Source organism: Mesorhizobium sp. SP-1A, assembly GCF_032460275.1.
In the GTDB taxonomy this organism is placed as follows: Bacteria; Pseudomonadota; Alphaproteobacteria; order Rhizobiales; family Rhizobiaceae; genus Mesorhizobium.
The window spans coordinates 359,709-378,300 of record NZ_JAVXZD010000004.1 but is presented as its reverse complement, the minus strand read 5'-3'; the positions used below and the strand labels follow the sequence as shown (position 1 = coordinate 378,300).

The window sequence follows — 18,592 nt, the reverse complement described above, 5'->3', positions numbered from 1 at the left end:
TTTGGCCCGCTCGCGCGGTGGCCGTTTACGAATGATGGCTGTCGCTCGTGTTGTCGTAGTTGCCGCCCACGATCGTCTGGCTGAACAGGTTCTCCATCATGTTGGCCCCCATCACGATGCTCTGGTTGAAGGCCGAAGTATCGATAGTCGCGTCGGCATGAGCCTGGGACAGTCCCTCGACGGTGCTGTCGTGCCCCACGTTGGAGCCCCACATGCCGCCGTCGCCGCCTGCGCCGCCGGCGCCATTGGTGATCACGCCGCCATGGCCGCCGTCGCCGCCATAGCCGCCGCTCGCCGCGCCGCCGATGCCTGCGCCTGCCGTGGGCATCACGACCGTGTCGCCGCCCCACGCAAAGCCGCCTTGCCCGCCAGCACCGCCTACGCCCGCGCCGTTACCTGCACCGCTGCCGGTGCCGGAGCCGAGGCCGAGCCCGAGCGCGTCGCCGCCGTCGCCGGCCGTGCCGCCTGCGCCGCCCATGCCGGCGTCGCCGCCCTGACCGCTGCCGAGGCCGAGCGACAGGCCGTTGCCGCCGTCGCCGGAATGCGCGTTGCCGCTGTCGCCGCCATGGCCGCTGCCGAGGCCGAGGCCGAGAGCGTCACCGGAATTGCCGCCATTGGCATTGCCGCTGTCGCCGCCGGTGCCCGAGCCGCTGCCGCTGCCGGTGCCGGAACCGTTGCCGCCGTTGCCGGCGGTCGCGTTGCCTGCATCGCCTGCCACGCCGACGCCGACGCCGATCAGGCCGAGGCCGAGACCGGCCGCATCGCCACCATTGCTTCCGGCATTACCGCCGTCGCCGCCCTCGCCGCCGCCTGCGCCGACACCCAGGCCTGCTGCGTCGCCGCCATTGCCGCTATGGCCGTTGCCGCCGTCGCCGCTGCCGCCGGCGCCGAGGCCGAGGCCGGCACCGTCACCACCGTTGCCGCTGCCGGCATCGCCGGAGCTGCCACCGCTGGCGCCGGACAGGCCGAGCCCGGTTCCGTTGCCGCCGTTACCGTTGGCGTTGCCGCCGTTGGCATTGCCGGCGTCGCCGCCCTGCGCGCCGCCGTTGCCCAGGCCCGCGCCGAAGCCGAGCCCGACACCGAGGCCGGTGCCGGCACCGCCCGCACCGCCGGCGCCGCCGGTCGTGTCTCCACCATGCGCTGCGCCAAGGGCGCTGCCGCCGATTCCGATGCCCCCGAAGCTATGGCCGTCGCCGCCGTCACCGCCATTGGCGATGCCGAAGCCGCCGCCGCCACCGCCGCCGCCGCCCGCATTGATGCCAGGACCTGCGGTAGCGGAGCCGCCATCGGCGTTGCCGTTCTGCTGGAAGGTGCCGCTATTGGATACGGAGGCGTTGTCGAGACGGTCGCTGTCGTTCAAATTGTTGATCTGCGCGACGGCTGCGGCCGTATCATTGCCCGCACCGTTCAACGAGTTGTTGAGGAAATCGTTGAAGGAAGCACCGTCGCCCGGATTGTAGAAGATCTGGCCGTCATGGTTGACGAGCAGCTGGTCGATCTTGGCCCCCGCGGCCAGATTGACGTCGGCAAAGCGGTTATCGGTGGGATGGATGCCGCTCAGGTCGACACCGACATCCACATTCACATGCGTGTCGGTGTTGCTGGTGCTGTTGCTCGTGCTGTTCGCGGTGCTGCTGTTGGCGTTGGTGTTCGTGTTGCTGTTGGAGCTGTGGTTGAAATTGCCGTTCAGGTTGCCGTTGCCGTTGAGGTTCAGGCTGCCATTGCCGTTCAGATTCAGGTTGCCGTTGCCATTTCCATTGCCGTTTCCGTTCTCATTGCTGTTCTCGGATTCGCTGGACTGGAACTGGCCCTGCCCCTGACCCTGGCCTTGCAATTCGGCCTGGCCCTGGCCTTGCCCTTGGCCCTGACCTTGATCCTGGTTCTGATCTTGCGACTGGTCCTGACTCGGATCCCAATTGAAGATCGAATTTCCATTGTTTCTCGACATCTTCATGTTCTCCAGTTTGGAGCCGTGCCGAGGAACCCCTTTCATCTCTCACGGGGCTTTGTCCGCACGGCGGTTGCATCGACGGAAAAACGGCTGGGCACGATCCGACATGGACCGGGCGGCAGTTCGAAGTTCCATCACGAATGCCGGGCACCCGGTCTCCGATCGACGCAAGCCCCCTGTCCGAGGCACAACAGAGTTGCAGCCGCGGTGAAAAAGCCGATTGTTGATCGAATGCCCTCATCCCGTAGACAGCGGGATAGGGTCAGCTTCCCGCCTCGACCGGCCCAAGCCTAGTCGCCCATTCGAGCTATCCGGCCAGCGCGCATCTAGATCGCCGCCGGCCGGGCGGCAGGCCGAGGATGTGTGGCATTTTATGCGATTCCGGCGATTTGCGGCATATATGCCTGCCGCACCTTCGCTTTTTTCGCTCCCTCGCGACAGGCCGGTCCGGGGCGCGGCGTAGGCCCGGCAGTAGAGCGGCGTAGCCCGCGCGGGGGGAGCCCTACCTCCATTTGCCGATGCCGGGCCGGACGCGGAAATTAGCTATGCTGGTTCCAAGGCAAAAAGGGAGCCGCAAAGCGCCGCGCCATGCCCGTCCGGGAAAAACACGATTCGGCCGACGGCCTGTCTCCCACGCTCGATTTCGAGAAGATCCTGCTTCTCATCGGACGCCTGAACTACACCTGGACGAACACCGAAAGCCTGCTCATCTACCTGATCGCGGGACTGGCGCGCGTGGACAAGGAAACGGCCATCGTCATCTTCCTGACGCTGAACACCACGCGGGCCCGCATGGACCTGGTGGAACGGCTTGCAAAGCTGCCCAAGACACCCGACAGATGCCGCGAAGACGTGCTTGCCTTGCTCGAGCGATTGAACCAGCAATCGAAGCTGCGCAACAAATACAGCCACTGCATCTATTCTTTCGACGACAAGGGCGAGATCTCGCACACGCAGCTGATGCGGATCTTCGACGGCAAGGATTCGATCAAATACGGCAAGATAGAAGCCGTCGACCGCGCCGAGATCACCCGCATAACCGACTGCATCCACGACATCGCCGACGTGAACAGGCGCATCTGGCAGATCGTGCGCGAGAACGGGTTCCCTCAGTAAAAATCAGGAAAATTGTAATCAATTCTTGGCCGTTTGTTAAGCAAACGGCGCGGCTACACTTTGTTTACTATTCGGCTTAACGCAACCGCAATTCGCCTGTCCCAAGATCAGGCCACGGTTCAGGAAGAAACCGTCGTCGAAGTCACAACTGGGCACAAGGGAAAACCATCATGACGAAGCTTCTCGCACGCTTCTACAAGGACGAATCCGGCGCCACCGCCATCGAATACGGCCTCATCGCAGCGCTGATCGCCCTCGCCATCGTCACTGCCGCTACCAATCTGGGAACTGCGCTGTCTGACAAGTTTGTAGAGATCAAGAACAAGTTGAACGGCGCCGCCCCCGGTGCCTAATCTCCAGGAATATGATAATCGGGCCGCCTTCGGGCGGCCCTTTTCATTTGCCGCGCGGCTCATCGCCTGTCCAATGTGAACGAACGGCCCGGCTTGGAACATCCGTCGCCGAGCCCTATATCCTTCGGTGTAACGGAACGATCTTGCGACGATGAGTGGCTGTTTGAAAATCTTCGGCTTTTTGTGCGCGGCGCTACTGGCGTTATCCGCCTCGGCGTCGCCCTCGCGTTCGGCCGAGGTCCTGGTGCCGGCCAATCCGGTCCTCCAGAACCAGTTGCGCATCATGGAAAATCGCCTGCAGCGGCAGCAGTTTCAGCAGAACCAGCAGATCATGCGCGAGATCGACCGCCAGGACACCGACAGGCAGGCGCGCCAGCCGCGCGTTCCGGTGATGCGGCCCGGCTGCCAATTGCCGGTTTATGGCAATGGCGGCACCGCTTCCGCCGGTTGCCGCTGACATCCACCCTGTTTCCGTTTAATTAGCCGCCTATCTTCTGCCCGGGATGTGATTCTGTCCCGGCCTCTTGCGTTTGGCGGCAATTGCCGTTGCATCGCCCGCAAGACCGAACGGAGCCGGAAATGGCAGCGACAAAAAAGAACGCCGTCCGCAAGGCCAAGAAGGGCGAACACGTGCGCCAGGTGGCTGCCGTGCCCTTTCGCGTGAACGAAAGCGGCGAAGTGGAGGTCATGCTGGTGACCTCGCGCCAGACCCGGCGCTTCATCCTGCCGAAGGGCTGGCCGATGAAGGGCAAGAGCGGCCGCAAGGCCGCGGCGGTCGAGGCGCTGGAGGAAGCCGGCGTCGATGGGATCATGCTCAGGCAACCGGCCGGCACCTATTCCTACTGGAAGCGGCTGGCGCGCCACTTCGTGCGCGTCGACGTCACCGTGTACCTGCTCGAAGTCACGCAGGAACTGGCCGACTGGCAGGAAAAAAAGCGCCGCCGCCGCGCCTGGCTGTCGGCAAAGGACGCCGCCCTGCTGATCGACGAGCCCGAGCTCTCCACCCTGGTCGGGTCGCTGAAGGCGCCGCTGACCGATGGGCAGTCCGGGAGCGATGTCTAGAACGCTGTCCGAAACGACGCCGGTTTCAGGAAAACTGCGCGCGGCCGGTTCATCCGCTGTTAAGAGGAAACTGATATACAGTCGCTATCCCGGCTGACCGGGTCACAGGGGTAGCGACCGGCGGGCAAATCCGGGCGCAAGGCAGGGGGCGCGAGGTTGGCGGCTTCGACGCGAACGGCATGACACGCGCGACGGGTGCGGGGCTTCTGCGTCTGGTCTGGCCCTTCATCGTCATCGTGCTGATCCAGGCCGCGCTCGCCTCCGTAAGCCTCTACACCCTTTCGGCGGTGCGCGCCTATGTGGCGGGCGAAAGCCAATGGTCCAAGGGCCAGAAGCACGCCATCTATTTCCTCAACCTGTATGCCGATACCGGCGACAGCACCTTCCTGGCCGAATATCGCAAGACCATAGCCGTGCCGCTGGCCGATCACGCCGCCCGCGTGGCGCTTGAACAGCCCGCCGTCGACCTGGCCGCCGCCCGCAACGGGTTCCTGGGCGGCGCCAACCATGCCGACGACGTCGGCAGCCTCATCTGGCTGTTCCGCAATTTCCGCGGCATCAGCTATATCGACGACGCCATCCGCCACTGGACCGAGGCCGACCGCCTGCTGCTGCAACTGCAGCACCTGGGCGACACCATGCAGGCCCGTTTCGCGGAAGGCCCCTCCTCGCGTCTTCAGGTCGCGGCATGGAAGGCCGAAATCCGCCGTCTCGACGACCTCATGACGCCCTTGGCCAAGGCCTTTTCCGACACGCTGGGCGAGGGCTCCCGCGCCATCAAGACGGCGTTGATGGGTGCCAATCTGGCGGTGGCGGTGCTGCTTATCCTGGTGGCCGTCTGGCGCACCCGCAAGGTCCTCAACCAGCGCCAGGCATTCCAGACCGCTTTCAATGTCGAGCGCAAACGCGCCCAGATCGCGCTCGCCTCCATCGGCCAGGCCGTCATCACGACCGGCGCGGACGGCCTGATCGACTACATGAACGTGGCGGCCGAATATCTGCTGGATCGTCCGTTCACCTCGTCGCGCGGCCTGCCGGTCGCGAAATTGTTCCGCCTCGTGGACGACGAGAGCGGGACGGAGGAAATCGATCTGGTGGAACGCCTTCTGGCCGGCGAGCCGCGCCCGGCGCAGGCGCATCCCCGCCTGTTGGTCCGCGCGACCGACGGCACGTCCGTTCCGGTGGCTCTGACCGCCAATCCCCTGCTGATTTCAGGCCGGATCGTCGGCGTGGTCCTGGCGCTGCACGACATGACGCGCGAGCGGGACTACATCAACCGCCTGTCCTGGCAGGCCTCGCACGATGCGCTTACCGGTCTCGCCAATCGCCGCGAATTCGAGCGGCGTCTGGAAAAGACCATCGCCGCCCTGCCGCAACACGCGGCGCATCATGCGCTGATGTATCTCGACCTCGACCAGTTCAAGCTGGTCAACGACACTTGGGGGCACGCGGCGGGCGACCAGCTGTTGCGCCAGGTTTCGGCGCTCTTGCAGCAGGAACTGCGCGAGGGCGACCTGCTGGCGCGGCTCGGCGGCGACGAGTTCGGCGTGCTGTTGTTCGACTGCGCGCCCGACGATGCCGCCGACATGGCGGAGCGGCTGCGCCGAACCGTGCAGGACCTGCATTTCGCCTGGCAGGGCCAGCCCTTCAACGTCAGCGTCAGCATCGGCATGGTGCCCGTCGCCCATCCCGGCGCGACCTTGCAGGAGACGATGCGTTCCGCCGACGTGGCCTGCTACATGGCCAAGGAGAATGGCCGCAACCGCGTGCAGTTCCACAGCGACGGCGACGCCGCCATGCAGGAGCGCTTCGGCGAGATGGCCTGGGTGCAGCGCATCCATACGGCGCTGGAGGAAAACCGCTTCCGCCTGCATGCCCAGCAGATCCGCGCGTTGAACCCTGCCGCGGCCGAGGCCGGCGCCCATGTCGAGATCCTGCTGCGCATGCTGGACGAAGCCGGCAACCTGGTCGCGCCGGGAAGCTTCATTCCCGCCGCGGAGCGTTACGGCCTGATGCCCGCGATCGACCGATGGGTGATCCGCACCGCTTTTTCCGTGCTGGCCGGCCGCCTCGCCGATCCGGGCGCGGAACCCATCGCCACCTGCGCCATCAATCTCTCGGGCGCGACCTTCGGCGACGATACCTTCCTGCCCTTCCTGTGCGAGCAGTTCGAGGAGAAGGGCGTGCCGCCGCAGATGATCTGCTTCGAGATCACCGAAACCAGCGCCATTGCAGACCTCGCACGGGCCATCGGCTTCATCACGACGCTGAGCAGCCTGGGATGCCGCTTCGCGCTGGACGATTTCGGCTCAGGCATGTCGTCCTTCGCCTACCTCAAGCACCTGCCGGTGGACTACCTCAAGATCGACGGCGGTTTCGTCAAGGACATGCTGAACGACCGCATCGACCACGCCATGGTCGAGATGATCCACCACATCGGCAAGGTGACGGGCAAGCGCACCATCGCCGAATTCGTCGAGACCGAAGAGATCATGGCGGCGCTCGTCGCCATCGGCGTCGATCACGCGCAGGGCTATGCGGTGGGCCGCCCGCAACCTTTCGATGCCTCCGCGCCGATACCGGCTGCCGCACCGAGCGTCGATCTCTGGAGCGGGCTGGCGCGACAACTGCGCCGCAAGGCAAGCTGAACCGGCACCGGTCGCAGCCTTTCTCGTAAGACGCGCACTTGCGCATTGCGGTTTCGGCCTGGATCGCGCAGCCTGCGCGCCATCTCTGTGGGGAAGCTTCAAAGCCATGGAAACGACCGACCTCGTCCTCGCCATACTCCACCATCTGCTGGTGTTTTCGCTGGCCGGCATCATCGCCGCCGAATTCGTGCTGGTGCGCAACGAGATGTCCGCCCGGACCATAAGCCGGCTGGCCCGCATCGACCGCCATTACGGGCTGATCGCCCTGCTGGTCATCCTCGTCGGTGTCGGCCGGGTGGTGTACGGCCTGAAGGGCTGGGAATTCTATGTCTACAATTGGGTGTTCTGGGCCAAGATCGCGGCCTTCGCCGCAGTCGGCCTGCTGTCGGTTGTCCCCACGATGCGCTACCTGTCGTGGAACCGCCGCGCCGGCGCCGAACCCGCCTTCCAGGTGCCGCAGGCCGAACTTGCCGCCGTGCGCAGCTATGTGCTGGCGCAGGCGCTGATCTTCCTGCTCATTCCGGTCTTCGCGGCGGCCATGGCGCGCGGCTACGGGCTCTGAAACAAGCCGGACAGCCGCCGGTCACGCCGTTTCCTCGATCGTCCCCGGGACCGGCCCTTGCGAGCCGATCCGCACCAGCGGCGCCGGAACGTCCGCGGTCTTGTCGGGCCATTTGCAAATGTCTGCGATGACGCAGGCCGGGCAATCGGGCTTGCGCGCCTTGCAGACATAGCGCCCATGCAGGATCAGCCAGTGATGGGCATGGCGCATATATTCGTCGGGAATGACGCGCACCAGCCCGCGCTCCACTTCCTCCGGCGTCTTGCCGGGCGCGAGGCCGATGCGGTTGGCGATGCGGAAGATATGCGTGTCCACCGCCATCGTGTGCTGGCCGAAGGCCATGTTGAGCACGACATTGGCGGTCTTCCTGCCCACGCCCGGCAGCTTGACCAGTTCCTCGCGGCTGTCGGGCACCTTGCCGCCATGGTCGCGGATCAGCGCCTCGCACAGCGCGATCACGTTCTTGGCCTTGTTGCGCCACAGGCCGATGGTGCGGATATAATTGCCGAGCTTCTCCTCGCCCAGCGCCAGCATCTTTTCGGGCGTGTCCGCGACCTTGAACAGCGGCCGCGTCGCCTTGTTGACGCCGGCATCCGTGGCCTGCGCCGAAAGCACCACCGCCACCAGCAGGGTGAAGGCGTTCACATGCTCCAGTTCGCCCATCGGCTCCGGGCGCTGGATCGCGAAGCGCCGGAAGATCTCATGCACCTCGGCAGGGGTGTAGAGGGAACGCGCCGGCTTCGCCTTCGCACGCGCTCCGGCCTTTGCGCGGCCGCGAGGCTTCGGGCCAGGGTCATTTTCGGATGAGGATCGCGGTTTGGACTTGGGAAGGGCCATTTCCTTCCTATAATATCCAGCCATGAGCGATACAAACGCGACTTTCGCCGCCGACGAGCCCTTTTTCCACGCGCTTTTGACGCCGCACCGTTCGCTCGGCCGAACCGGCTTCACCATCCTCATGGGCGCGATGCTGTTCGGCTGGGCCGTCACCGGCATCATCATGCTGTCGCACGGCGCCTGGCCGGTGTTCGGCTTTTTCGGACTGGACGTGATCGGGCTTTACGTCGCGTTCCGCCTGAACTACCGCGCCGCTCGCGCACATGAGGAGGTTTCGGTGTCGCGCACCGCGCTGGATATCCTCAAGGTGGCGCCGTCGGGCAAGTCCGAGCGCCATCGCTTCAACCCGTTCTGGGCGCGCTTTTCGGTTGCGCGCAAGACCGACATCGGCATCACGGGCATGGCCGTGGAGGCACAGGGCTCAAGCGTGCCGATCGGCACTTTCCTCAATCCGGACGACCGCGAGAGCTTCGCCACTGCATTTTCACGGGCGTTGGCAAAGGCCCGCGCGGGCTGAACTCCGGACCAGCCGGATCGCTTGGCCACAAGGCAGGTTTCGGGTGGTCTGGCAGCCGCTCCGGGCCGATATTCGGGGCCAAGGAGATATTGCCATGAACGCCCGGATGCCTATCAATGCGCCCATGACGCTGAAGCCCGTCGCCACGCTCGAAAAGGACATCACGCCCATCGAAGGCGACGCGAGCGCCGTCGATTACGAGGTCGTGCGCCGCGCCATCGAGAAAATCAGCCTCGACTATCGCGACCAGCCGTCGCTGGAGGAATTGGCGCAAGCCGTCGGCGAGACCCCGACCGGCCTGCAGAAACTGTTCACGCGCTGGGCCGGCCTGTCGCCCAAGGCCTTTCTTCAGGCCGTCACGCTGGATCACGCCCGTCGGCTGCTCGATTCGGGCATGCCGCTGCTGGAAGCCTCCTATGAGGTCGGCATGTCCGGGCCGGGCCGGCTGCACGACCTGTTCGTCACCCATGAGGCGATGTCGCCGGGCGACTACAAGAACAGGGGCGCAGGCCTCACCATCCGCTACGGCTTCCACATCTCGCCCTTCGGCATGGCGCTGGTGATGGTCACCGACCGTGGCCTGGCAGGCTTGTCCTTCAACGACCCCGGCGGCGAGCGCGAAGCCTTTGCCGACATGTCGGGCCGCTGGCCGAACGCCACCTATGTCGAGGACATGGCCGCGACCCAGCCCTATGCGGCGCGAATCTTCGACCCCGCCCGCTGGCGCGCCGACCAGCCGCTGCGCGTCGTGCTGATCGGCACCGATTTCCAGGTGCGGGTCTGGGAGGCCCTGCTGCGCATCCCGATGGGCCGCGCCTGCACCTATTCCTCCATCGCGGAGCGCATCGGCGCGCCCAAGGCCGCGCGCGCGGTGGGCGCGGCGGTGGGCGCCAACCCGGTGTCCTTCGTGGTGCCCTGCCACCGCGCCATCGGCTCGACCGGCGCGCTAACCGGCTATCACTGGGGCCTGACACGCAAGCGCGCCATCCTCGGCTGGGAGGCCGGCCAGGTGGCCGGCTGACAAAGCACTGCTAAGCCGCAGCGACCATATTCCCAAGCGACCCGGGAATGGGCTAGCCTCCTGAACATCCAGGAGGCTTTTCCGTTCATGATCGTCGTCGTCGGCTCGATCAATCTCGACATGATCACCACCGTGGGCCGCCTGCCGGGCCCCGGCGAGACGGTGCGGGGCAGCGGCTTTACCACCGCGCCCGGCGGCAAGGGCGCCAACCAAGCGCTCGCCGCCGCCCGCGCCGGGGCCGCCGTCCGCATGCTCGGCTCTGTCGGCAAGGACAGCCTCGCCACCGAGGCGCTGGCATTGCTGCGCACAGCGGGCGTGGAGCTTTCCGGCGTGCGCGAAGCCCATGCCGCCACCGGAACGGCCGCCATATTGGTGGACGATGCGGGCGAGAACATGATCGCACTGGCGCCCGGCGCCAACGATTCCGTCCTGCCAGGCGACCTTGCAAGGGTTCCGCTGGCAAAAGGCGACGTGGTACTGCTGCAGCAGGAAATCCCGTTGCGCACGGTCGAAGCGACGCTCGACGCGGCCGTCGCGGCCGGTGCGATCACCGTGCTCAACACGGCGCCCTTCTTCGCCGAGGCGGCCGGCTATGTCGGAAAGGCCGACTATGTCGTCGCCAACGAGACGGAATTCGACCTCTATTGCGAGGCGGCGGGTCTGCCGGGCGAAGACCGCACGGCGCGAATGCGCGCCTTTGCGCAAAACACCGGCCATACCATCGTCGTGACGCTGGGCGGCGAAGGCGTGCTGGCCGCCACGCCCGACGAACTGCTTGCCGTGCCGGCGCTGAAGATCACGCCGGTGGACACGGTCGGTGCCGGCGACACGTTCTGCGGCTATCTCGCCGCCGGCCTCGGCGCCGGCCTGCCGCTTCGCCAGGTGCTGGAACGCGCCGCGACCGCCGCCTCGCTGGCCTGCCTTAAGCCGGGTGCGCAACCGGCGATCCCGCTGGCGGCAGAGGTGGACGCCGCGCTGAAGGAGACCGTCCGCTGAGCCCGCCGCGCCCCGATACCCGGCACGCACTCCCGCCGGCAAGCGAGATTTGCCGCCTTTCGGCCGTCGAGCTCGCCGAATCCATCCGCGCCCGCCGCCTCTCTGCGGGAGAAGTCGCAACGGCCTTCCTCGACCGCATCGAAACGGCCAATCCGCTCGTCAACGCCATCGTGTCGCTGCGCGACCGGGCCGACATCCTCAAGGAGGCAGAAGCCGCCGACGCCCGCGCGAAAGACGGTGCCGCCGGCCCGCTGTTCGGCCTGCCCCTCGCCATCAAGGACCTTGCCCAGACCAGGGGGCTGACCACCACCTTCGGCTCGCCGATCTTCGCGGATTTTGTGCCGGAAGAGGACGACTACTTCGTCGAGCGTATCCGCAAGGCCGGGGCCATCATCATCGGCAAGACCAACACGCCCGAATTCGGCTTCGGCTCGAACACCTACAATCCGGTGTTCGGCCCGACCCTGAACGCCTTCGATCCAGCCTGGACCGCTGGCGGCTCCAGCGGCGGCGCTGCCGTGGCGCTGGCGCTGGACATGGTGCCGGTGGCAGACGGCAGCGACTTCGGCGGCTCGCTGCGCAACCCCGCCGCCTACAACAATGTCTATGGCTTCCGTCCCTCGCAAGGGCTGGTGCCGGGCGGACCGGGCCCGGAAGTCTTTCATGCACAGATGGGCGTGGAAGGCCCGATGGCCCGCAATGTGCGCGACATGGCGCTGTTGCTCGACGTGCAGGCCGGCCACCACCCGCACGCGCCGCTCTCCTACGATGCGGATGGTTCGTTTCTGGCAGGGTTGAAAACGCCGGCAGAGGGCGGCCGCATCGCCTGGTTGGGCGATCTCGGCGGCCACCTGCCGCTGGAGGACGGCATCCCGGCGCTTTGCGAAGCCAGCCTCACCCGTTTTGCAGATGCCGGATTCGTAACGGAACCCTTGGTGCCGGACTTCGATTTCGAGGCGTTGTGGCAGGCTTTCGTGGTGCTGCGGCAGGCGACCAGCGGCTGCGCGCTCAAACCGCTCTACGACGACCCGCAAAAGCGCAGCTTGCTCAAGCCGGAAGCCGTTTGGGAAGCGGAAGGCGCGCTGCGCCTGACCGCGCCGCAGATCCACGAAGCGGCCCAAATCCGCTCGGCATGGCTCAGGACGCTGCTCAGCCTGTTCGAGCGCTTCGACCTGCTCGCCTTGCCGTCGGCGCAGGTCTTTCCTTTTGCGATCGGCACCCACTGGCCGGGCGAAGTGGCAGGCAGGACGATGAACAGCTATCACCGCTGGATGCAGGTTTCGGCGCCCGCGACGCTCGGCGCCTGCCCCGCGGTCAACGTACCCGCCGGCTTCGACGCAAAGCGCCGCCCGATGGGCATGCAACTGATCGGCCGGCCGCGCGGCGACATGGACGTGCTGCGCGCAGCAGCCGCCTACGAGGCGACGCTGCCCTGGCCCTCAGGCGCAACTCCCTCCGTGTAAGCTCTTGCCGTTCAGCGGTTGAGCGCGGGCTTGCACCGGCCGTCCCGGCATGCACTCTTGCCGGTTCGGTTTTCCGTTCGGGACCATGCGTCATGTCGCTTTCGCTCTACGGCGCCTTCCTTGTCGCCTGCATCGTCATCATCCTGGTCCCCGGCCCGACGGTCACGCTGATCGTCGCCAATTCCATCCGCCACGGCACGCGGGCGGGCCTCGCCAACGTCGCCGGCACGCAGGTCGGGCTGGGCATCGCCATCGCGATCGTCGGCGTCGGCCTCACCTCCCTGATCGAGGGCATGGGCCATTGGTTCGAATGGGTGCGCCTGCTCGGCGCCGCCTATCTGATCTGGGTCGGCATACAATTGTTCCGCCAGAAGGGCCGGCTGAACCCCGACGGCAGCGCCAAGGCGCCGCGCGGCGGTTTCTTCCTGCAGGGCCTGCTGGTCGCGCTCAGCAACCCCAAGATGCTGATCTTCTTCGGCGCCTTCCTGCCGCAGTTCATCGATCCCTCCGGCAACTATGCGGCGCAGATCGCGGTGATGGGCCTCACCGCCATGCTCTGCGCCGCCGTGTCTGACAGCGGCTACGCCTTCGCCGCCGGCCGCGCGGCAAAGGCGCTCTCGGCCAGCCGCATGAGGCTGCTTTCCAGGATCAGCGGCGGCTTTCTGGTCGGCGGCGGGCTGTGGCTGGCTTTTTCGCGGGCGAAATGATCGTCAAGCAGCCTGCGTAAGCAAATCGGGAGGAAGTTGTTGGCGGGCGTCGAGAAGTTCGATGCCAACGATGTGCCCGTCAGCATCGAAATCCAGAACTATTCCGTCGCGGACTTCTTCGCTTTCCAGAACCTTTGCCGCTGAAAAACGAATGTAAGCGGCATTCGCAGAGGGATCGTATTTCACTTTCGGCGTCATGATGGCCTTCTAGCCCGGCGGTCCAGGAATGCTGATAATATATGGATTTCTTCAGCGGTTTCCACGCAGGACGCGCCCGCCTCTCTCCGGAATCATCCGAAAGCACCGCTGTACGTCGGCGCCACTCGGATCGGGTTGCCTCCACTCCGGGTCGAGCACGGTCTGCTCGACCCATGATTTTCGGATCTCCCGTTCCATCATGACGGTTTCGGCATGCTGCGTATAGCGGATCGCCGGCATGCTACAGCCGCCCCAGCCGCTCCACCAGAAGCGCGAAGAAGCCGTCGGCATCGATGTCGCGCATCACCAGGGCGTTCCTGGCTCGGTCGGTCACGCCCCACCAGTCCACCACGGTCATGCCCATGGTCAGTTCCGAGGCCGTTTCGATCACCACGTTGCAATGGCGCCCCTTGAACAGTTCCGGCCTGAGCAGATAGGCGATCACGCAAGGGTCGTGCAGCGGCCCGCCGTCGGTGCCGTATTTCTCCTCGTCGAAGCGCTCGAAGAAGTCGAGCAGGGCGGCGGTCGCATCGCCCACCTTGCTTCCCATCTTGCGGAACGCCTCCACCCGCTTTGCCGTCGTCAGCGCCTTGTGGGTGACGTCCAGCGGCATCATCACGATCGGCACGCCCGAGCGGAACACGACGTCGGCCGCATGCGGATCGACATAGATGTTGAACTCGGCGGTCGGCGTGATGTTGCCGCCCTCGAAGAAGCCGCCGCCCATCAGCACGATCTCGCGGATGCGCGGAGCGATGCGCGGTTGCCGGATCAGCGCCAGCGCGACGTTGGTGAGCGGCCCCAGCACGCAAAGTGTGACGCTGCCCGCTTCCTCGCGCATCAGGGTCTCGACGATGAAATCCACTCCGTATTGGTCCTGCAGCTTCATCGTCGGCTCGGGCAGCACCGGACCGTCCAGCCCGGTCTTGCCGTGGACATGCTCGGCCGTGACCAGCGGGCGCACCAGCGGGCGGATCGCGCCGGCGAAAACCTTGATGTCCGGCCGTCCGGCCAGTTCGCAGATCTTGCGGGCGTTCTTTTCGGTGAATTCCAGCGGCACGTTGCCGGCCACGGCGGTGATGCCGAGGACATCCAGTTCGTCGCTGCCCAGCGCCAGCAATATGGCGACGGCGTCGTCCTGGCCAGGGTCCGTGTCGATGATGATCTTGCGCGCTTGGGGCATGGAAATTCCTGTCTGGCGGGTAATGCTGGGCGGGTTTCAGAATGGCTTGAACTTGACCGCGCGACGGACCATATCAAGGCCATCGGGAAAGATGCCAGTAGGGCTTTTCCGATTTGTGTCGCTCTTGAGAGGACAGTGTAACATGTCTCGAATGACGCCCTTTTCCAGCCCGCTTCTGCTTGGCTTCGACGCCATGGAAAAGACGTTGGAACGCCTGGCGAAATCCGGCGACGGCTATCCGCCCTACAATATCGAGCGATTGCGTGGAACCGAAGGCACGGCCGAACGGTTGAGAATCACGCTCGCTGTGGCGGGATTTGCCGAAAGCGATCTGGACGTGACCATCGAGGAGAACCAGCTGGTCGTGCGCGGACGCCAAACCGACGATACCGAGCGCGAATATCTCCACCGCGGCATCGCAGCACGCCAGTTCCAGCGCTTCTTCGTGCTGGCCGACGGCATGCGGGTGGTGTCGGCCGAGTTGAAGAACGGCTTGCTCTCGATCGATCTCGACCGTCCGGAAGCCGAGAGACTGGTACGGAAAATAAACATATCGGTGAAAGAATGATCCTTGCCGATGGCTCTCATGCGAGACGGCCGGAGCGCCGGCGCCTCGCGAGAAGGAGGCTGAAATGACCAGGACTGATGAAAGACTGCCAATGACCAGCGGCGAATTCGCCCATCTCGGCGAGGGCTCGGTGGCATATCTGCGGAAGGTGACCAGCGACGATCTGCGCGGCCGCTTCCCGAACCTCGGCGAAATCGCGCCCGGACTGGAACTGTGGGCGCTTTTCGGAGCCGACGGCCAGCCGATCCTGTTGTCGGACGCGCGCGACCGGGCACTGGCCGGCGCCATGGAGAACGATCTGGTCACGGTCGCCATCCATTAGGAATTTGAAGCGCGGGGCAGGCCACCTGCCCCGGCGTCAGGCGAACGCAGATCAAGAACCAAACGGGCCGCGCGCGGCGGCCCATACAGGCTTTAATCCGAAAATACGGGAAAGACGATCAGGCGGCGTGCGAGGCCGGCGTCTGCGACAGCAGCGCGTGGATGGCGGCCGCGTCGCGCGTGCCCCTGATCTTGGATACCGTGTCGGCGTCGCGCAGCACGCGCGCGATCCTGGACAGCGCCTTGAGGTGATCCGCGCCCGCGCCTTCGGGCGCCAGCAGCAGGAAGACGAGGTCGACCGGCTGGTCGTCCAGCGCCTCGAAGTCGACCGGCTGCTCGAGCCGGGCGAACACGCCTGTGATGCGCTTTACGCCGGCCAGCTTGCCGTGCGGGATGGCGATGCCGTTGCCCACGCCGGTCGAGCCGAGCCGCTCGCGCTGCAGGATGGTGTCGAACACTTCCCGCTCCGGAATGCCTGAGATCACGGCGGCGCGCTCCGAAAGAAGCTGCAGGAGCTGCTTCTTGGAATTCGCCTTCAACGCCGGCATGATAGCCGAAACGTCGATCAGATCGCTGAGATCCATTCTGAAAACCCCTTGCTTCGTCGGTCGGGGCCGGCCGCGGTGGGCGACCGGCCGGGACCTATCCCCGTGCCGCTTCAGTGGTGGAGGGGTCGATCCAGCCGATATTCCCGTCCGGCCGACGATAGACGATGTTGAGCTGGTCGGTTCCGGCGTTGCGGAAGACGAAGACGGGGCTGTCCTTGGTGTCGAGCTCGATGACGGCCGAGGCAACCGACATCGTGCGCAGCGACAGGGTCGATTCGGCGACGATGGCCGGAGCGAAATCCTCCGGTATGTCCTCGTCCTCGTCCGTCAGGGGGGCCATCACCATATAGGCGACGTCAACGGCCTGGCCGTTGGACGCCCCTGAATTGTGCGACTTGAGACGCCGGTTGTACCGTCTCAGCCGGGTTTCCAGCCGCTCGGCGGCCGCCTCGAAGGCCAGCGTGGGCTCCTGCGCGTCGCCGGTCGCCTGAAGCGACGCGCCGGAATCGAGTCGCACCATGCAATCGGCGCTGTAGCGCGACCCGGCCTTGATGACCGTGACATGGCCCGAAAATCCGCGATCGAAATATTTCCCAACCGCCTCACCCACACGGCCGGTAATGCGTTCGCGGAACGCATCGCCGATATCCATGTGCTTTCCCGATATGCGCAGCGTCATCTCGAAATCGACCTTCCCTGCTCGGTTGACACTGTCTGGAGTTTATACCCGTGGTCCAAGCGCACAAGCTTCCCGGCGCACTCCGCGCCGAATTTGAATCCAGACTTAGCGGTTGATCACAGCCGCCTCCGGCCGTTTTAGCCGATATTCCATCGGGCCATCCGCATCAGGGCCCGAGCCCGTCCTATGCGGGCGGGCTTCTAGACACTTCACCGCTGCTTGTCAACGAAGCCAGGAAACTGTGGAAATCCGGCCCGCTCAGCGGCCGGCCCCTGCCAGCGCCCGCTTTTCGCGCCGGCGCTGCACCGACGAGGGGATGTTCATGCCCTCGCGGTATTTGGCGACCGTGCGGCGCGCGATGTCGACGCCGTCGGCCTTGAGCCTGTCCACGATGGTGTCGTCCGACAGCACCTCCTCGGCAACCTCGTCGTCGATCATCTGCCGGATGCGGTCGCGCACGGCCTCGGAGGAATGCGCCTCGCCCCCGTCCGCCGACGCGATCGAGGCGGTGAAGAAATAGCGCAGCTCGAACACGCCGCGCGGGGTAAGCATGTATTTGTTGGCCGTCACCCGGCTGACGGTCGATTCGTGCATGCCGATCGCATCGGCCACCGTCTTCAGGTTGAGCGGCTTGAGATAGCGCACGCCCTCGACCAGGAAGGCGTCCTGCCGGCGCACGATCTCGCTGGCCACCTTCAGGATGGTGCGGGCGCGCTGGTCGAGGCTGCGCGTCAGCCAGTTCGCGCTTTGCAGGCATTCGGCCAGGAATTCCTTTTCCGCCTGGTTTTTGGCGCTTCCGGAGACGGTCGCGAAATAGCTCTGGTTGACCAGCACGCGCGGCAGCGTCTCCGAATTCAGCTCCACCGCCCAGCTCCCGTCCGCCGCCGGCCGGACCTCGACATCGGCCACGATCGCGTCACTCGCGCCGCCCGAGAAGGCCAGGCCCGGACGCGGGTCCAGCGCACGGATTTCAGCCAGCATGTCGAGCAGGTCCTCCTCGTCGACGCCGCAAATGCGCCGCAGCGCCTGGAAATCGCGCTTGGCAAGCAGTTCCAGATTGGCCAGCAGCGCCTTCATGGCCGGGTCCAGCCGGTCGCGCGCCTCGAGCTGCACGGCCAGGCATTCGGCGAGATCGGTCGCGAAGATGCCGGTCGGCTCGAAGCTCCTGCAAACGGCCAGCACCGCTGCCAGCGCGCCGGGCTCAGCGCCCAGCCGCTCGGCCATCTCGGCCATGTCGACGCGCAGATAGCCCGCCTCGTCCAGGCCGTCGGCCAGTTCGCCGGCAATGAGCCGCGCCGCTGGATCGGCAAAGGTCAGCGCGATCTGCTCGCCGACATGGTCGCGCAGCGTCAACTTCGCCGCGGCCATGTCTTCCATGTCGAACCCTTCGGATGCGCCGCCTTCCTGGCCCGGATGGCCCTGCGCCGACTTCCATTGCGCCGAAAGGTCAGGCCCCAGCCGCTCCGCAGTACCGGGATCGTCGGGAAACAGGTTCTCCAGCGAGGCGTCCAGCTTGTCGGAGATCGCCGCCGCGCTCCACTCCGCCTCGCGGTCGAACCAGTCGCCGTCCTCGGCCCCACTTTGCGCTTCGGCCCGCTGAAGGTCGGACGACGTTCCCTCCGCGCCTCCCTCCTGGCCTCCCCCATCGGGGGTTTCGGCGCGCTCCAGCAACGGGTTGCGCTCGATCTCCTCGTCGATGAACCGTTCCAGCTCCAGATGCGTGAGCTGCAGCAGCCGGATCGACTGCATGAGCTGCGGCGTCATCACCAGCGACTGCGTCTGGCGCAACTGCAATTTGGCCGAGAGGGCCATGATGGGGATCCGTTAGCCTCGATCCGATAAACGATGATGAAACTGGCCCG

20 protein-coding genes are annotated in these 18,592 nt (G+C 65.7%); 13 read left to right on the top strand and 7 right to left on the bottom strand.

The genetic code is table 11. The features are described from left to right. Positions 1-25: 25 nt before the first annotated feature. Positions 26-1,948, bottom strand: a complete 1,923-nt coding sequence (locus QU595_RS20195; RefSeq protein ID WP_315925203.1) for a hypothetical protein — start codon at positions 1,946-1,948, stop codon at positions 26-28. A 591-nt stretch (positions 1,949-2,539) separates the two neighbouring features. Between QU595_RS20195 and QU595_RS20190 the strand changes: the two genes are divergently transcribed. The 6 genes from QU595_RS20190 (at position 2,540) to QU595_RS20165 (ending at position 7,692) form a co-directional block, all read left to right on the top strand. Further along, positions 2,540-3,067, top strand: a complete 528-nt coding sequence (locus tag QU595_RS20190; protein WP_315925201.1) for a hypothetical protein — start codon at positions 2,540-2,542, stop codon at positions 3,065-3,067. A 170-nt stretch (positions 3,068-3,237) separates the two neighbouring features. Continuing rightward, positions 3,238-3,420 (top strand): Flp family type IVb pilin, encoded by a 183-nt coding sequence (locus tag QU595_RS20185; protein ID WP_315925199.1) that lies wholly within the window; start codon positions 3,238-3,240, stop codon positions 3,418-3,420. Positions 3,421-3,571: 151 nt separating this feature from the next. Further along, the gene (locus QU595_RS20180; protein ID WP_315925196.1) at positions 3,572-3,877 is read left to right on the top strand and encodes a hypothetical protein; all 306 of its coding nucleotides are present in this window, start codon (positions 3,572-3,574) and stop codon (positions 3,875-3,877) included. A 122-nt stretch (positions 3,878-3,999) separates the two neighbouring features. Continuing rightward, a complete protein-coding gene (locus tag QU595_RS20175; RefSeq protein ID WP_315925194.1) occupies positions 4,000-4,482 on the top strand; it encodes an NUDIX hydrolase in 483 nt (160 codons plus the stop codon). A gap of 179 nt (positions 4,483-4,661) precedes the next feature. Then, positions 4,662-7,130, top strand: coding sequence for an EAL domain-containing protein (locus tag QU595_RS20170; protein WP_315925192.1), 2,469 nt, complete (start codon positions 4,662-4,664; stop codon positions 7,128-7,130). Positions 7,131-7,236: 106 nt separating this feature from the next. After that, on the top strand, positions 7,237-7,692 hold the full coding sequence (locus QU595_RS20165; RefSeq protein ID WP_315925190.1) for a DUF2214 family protein: 456 nt from the start codon (positions 7,237-7,239) through the stop codon (positions 7,690-7,692). Positions 7,693-7,713: 21 nt separating this feature from the next. Here the strand turns inward: QU595_RS20165 and nth are convergent, their stop codons facing one another. Continuing rightward, positions 7,714-8,529 (bottom strand): endonuclease III, encoded by an 816-nt coding sequence (gene nth, locus QU595_RS20160; protein ID WP_315925188.1) that lies wholly within the window; start codon positions 8,527-8,529, stop codon positions 7,714-7,716. A 22-nt stretch (positions 8,530-8,551) separates the two neighbouring features. On the opposite strand from nth, the gene QU595_RS20155 reads away from it, so the two are divergent. From QU595_RS20155 to QU595_RS20135, 5 genes are all read left to right on the top strand, one after another. Further along, positions 8,552-9,046, top strand: coding sequence for a DUF2244 domain-containing protein (locus QU595_RS20155; RefSeq protein WP_315925186.1), 495 nt, complete (start codon positions 8,552-8,554; stop codon positions 9,044-9,046). A gap of 94 nt (positions 9,047-9,140) precedes the next feature. After that, a complete protein-coding gene (locus tag QU595_RS20150; protein WP_315925184.1) occupies positions 9,141-10,067 on the top strand; it encodes a bifunctional helix-turn-helix domain-containing protein/methylated-DNA--[protein]-cysteine S-methyltransferase in 927 nt (308 codons plus the stop codon). A gap of 87 nt (positions 10,068-10,154) precedes the next feature. Next, positions 10,155-11,063, top strand: coding sequence for a ribokinase (locus tag QU595_RS20145; protein WP_315925182.1), 909 nt, complete (start codon positions 10,155-10,157; stop codon positions 11,061-11,063). After that, positions 11,060-12,526 (top strand): amidase, encoded by a 1,467-nt coding sequence (locus QU595_RS20140; RefSeq protein WP_315925704.1) that lies wholly within the window; start codon positions 11,060-11,062, stop codon positions 12,524-12,526. The genes QU595_RS20145 and QU595_RS20140 overlap by 4 nt, the downstream gene beginning before the upstream one ends. A gap of 92 nt (positions 12,527-12,618) precedes the next feature. Then, on the top strand, positions 12,619-13,233 hold the full coding sequence (locus tag QU595_RS20135) for a LysE family translocator (RefSeq protein ID WP_315925180.1): 615 nt from the start codon (positions 12,619-12,621) through the stop codon (positions 13,231-13,233). A 3-nt stretch (positions 13,234-13,236) separates the two neighbouring features. On the opposite strand, the gene QU595_RS20130 is transcribed toward QU595_RS20135, so the two are convergent. Both QU595_RS20130 and QU595_RS20125 read right to left on the bottom strand, forming a co-directional pair. Then, positions 13,237-13,431 carry a DUF2283 domain-containing protein gene (locus QU595_RS20130; RefSeq protein WP_315925178.1) on the bottom strand — a complete coding sequence of 65 codons (195 nt, stop codon included), beginning with the start codon at positions 13,429-13,431 and terminating at the stop codon, positions 13,237-13,239. A 241-nt stretch (positions 13,432-13,672) separates the two neighbouring features. Next, positions 13,673-14,614, bottom strand: coding sequence for a nucleoside hydrolase (locus tag QU595_RS20125; RefSeq protein ID WP_315925176.1), 942 nt, complete (start codon positions 14,612-14,614; stop codon positions 13,673-13,675). A gap of 142 nt (positions 14,615-14,756) precedes the next feature. Between QU595_RS20125 and QU595_RS20120 the strand changes: the two genes are divergently transcribed. Further along, on the top strand, positions 14,757-15,182 hold the full coding sequence (locus tag QU595_RS20120) for an Hsp20 family protein (RefSeq protein ID WP_315925174.1): 426 nt from the start codon (positions 14,757-14,759) through the stop codon (positions 15,180-15,182). Between the two features lie 64 nt (positions 15,183-15,246). Beyond that, entirely contained in the window at positions 15,247-15,504 is a 258-nt protein-coding gene (locus QU595_RS20115) for a DUF1150 family protein (protein ID WP_315925173.1), read from the top strand. A gap of 118 nt (positions 15,505-15,622) precedes the next feature. Here QU595_RS20115 and ptsN read toward each other — a convergent pair whose 3' ends face one another. The 3 genes from ptsN to rpoN form a co-directional block, all read right to left on the bottom strand. Then, positions 15,623-16,087: a PTS IIA-like nitrogen regulatory protein PtsN gene (gene ptsN, locus QU595_RS20110; RefSeq protein ID WP_315925170.1), complete on the bottom strand. Its 465-nt coding sequence runs from the start codon at positions 16,085-16,087 to the stop codon at positions 15,623-15,625. Between the two features lie 58 nt (positions 16,088-16,145). Then, on the bottom strand, positions 16,146-16,730 hold the full coding sequence (hpf, locus tag QU595_RS20105) for a ribosome hibernation-promoting factor, HPF/YfiA family (RefSeq protein ID WP_315925168.1): 585 nt from the start codon (positions 16,728-16,730) through the stop codon (positions 16,146-16,148). 258 nt (positions 16,731-16,988) lie between these two features. Beyond that, positions 16,989-18,542 (bottom strand): RNA polymerase factor sigma-54, encoded by a 1,554-nt coding sequence (gene rpoN, locus QU595_RS20100; RefSeq protein WP_315925166.1) that lies wholly within the window; start codon positions 18,540-18,542, stop codon positions 16,989-16,991. Positions 18,543-18,592 lie beyond the last annotated feature (50 nt).

Bases quoted from the DNA above. Each gene is read 5' to 3' on its own strand.
- ptsN (WP_315925170.1), bottom strand. From the start codon at position 16,087: ATGGATCTCAGCGATCTGATCGACGTTTCGGCTATCATGCCGGCGTTG.
- QU595_RS20125 (WP_315925176.1), bottom strand. From the start codon at position 14,614: ATGCCCCAAGCGCGCAAGATCATCATCGACACGGACCCTGGCCAGGAC.
- QU595_RS20170 (WP_315925192.1), top strand. From the start codon at position 4,662: ATGACACGCGCGACGGGTGCGGGGCTTCTGCGTCTGGTCTGGCCCTTC.
- QU595_RS20180 (WP_315925196.1), top strand. From the start codon at position 3,572: ATGAGTGGCTGTTTGAAAATCTTCGGCTTTTTGTGCGCGGCGCTACTG.
- QU595_RS20195 (WP_315925203.1), bottom strand. From the start codon at position 1,948: ATGTCGAGAAACAATGGAAATTCGATCTTCAATTGGGATCCGAGTCAG.
- QU595_RS20150 (WP_315925184.1), top strand. From the start codon at position 9,141: ATGAACGCCCGGATGCCTATCAATGCGCCCATGACGCTGAAGCCCGTC.
- QU595_RS20155 (WP_315925186.1), top strand. From the start codon at position 8,552: ATGAGCGATACAAACGCGACTTTCGCCGCCGACGAGCCCTTTTTCCAC.
- rpoN (WP_315925166.1), bottom strand. From the start codon at position 18,542: ATGGCCCTCTCGGCCAAATTGCAGTTGCGCCAGACGCAGTCGCTGGTG.
- QU595_RS20175 (WP_315925194.1), top strand. From the start codon at position 4,000: ATGGCAGCGACAAAAAAGAACGCCGTCCGCAAGGCCAAGAAGGGCGAA.
- QU595_RS20185 (WP_315925199.1), top strand. From the start codon at position 3,238: ATGACGAAGCTTCTCGCACGCTTCTACAAGGACGAATCCGGCGCCACC.
- QU595_RS20115 (WP_315925173.1), top strand. From the start codon at position 15,247: ATGACCAGGACTGATGAAAGACTGCCAATGACCAGCGGCGAATTCGCC.
- QU595_RS20165 (WP_315925190.1), top strand. From the start codon at position 7,237: ATGGAAACGACCGACCTCGTCCTCGCCATACTCCACCATCTGCTGGTG.
- QU595_RS20135 (WP_315925180.1), top strand. From the start codon at position 12,619: ATGTCGCTTTCGCTCTACGGCGCCTTCCTTGTCGCCTGCATCGTCATC.
- nth (WP_315925188.1), bottom strand. From the start codon at position 8,529: ATGGCCCTTCCCAAGTCCAAACCGCGATCCTCATCCGAAAATGACCCT.
- hpf (WP_315925168.1), bottom strand. From the start codon at position 16,730: ATGACGCTGCGCATATCGGGAAAGCACATGGATATCGGCGATGCGTTC.
- QU595_RS20130 (WP_315925178.1), bottom strand. From the start codon at position 13,431: ATGACGCCGAAAGTGAAATACGATCCCTCTGCGAATGCCGCTTACATT.
- QU595_RS20145 (WP_315925182.1), top strand. From the start codon at position 10,155: ATGATCGTCGTCGTCGGCTCGATCAATCTCGACATGATCACCACCGTG.
- QU595_RS20190 (WP_315925201.1), top strand. From the start codon at position 2,540: ATGCCCGTCCGGGAAAAACACGATTCGGCCGACGGCCTGTCTCCCACG.
- QU595_RS20120 (WP_315925174.1), top strand. From the start codon at position 14,757: ATGTCTCGAATGACGCCCTTTTCCAGCCCGCTTCTGCTTGGCTTCGAC.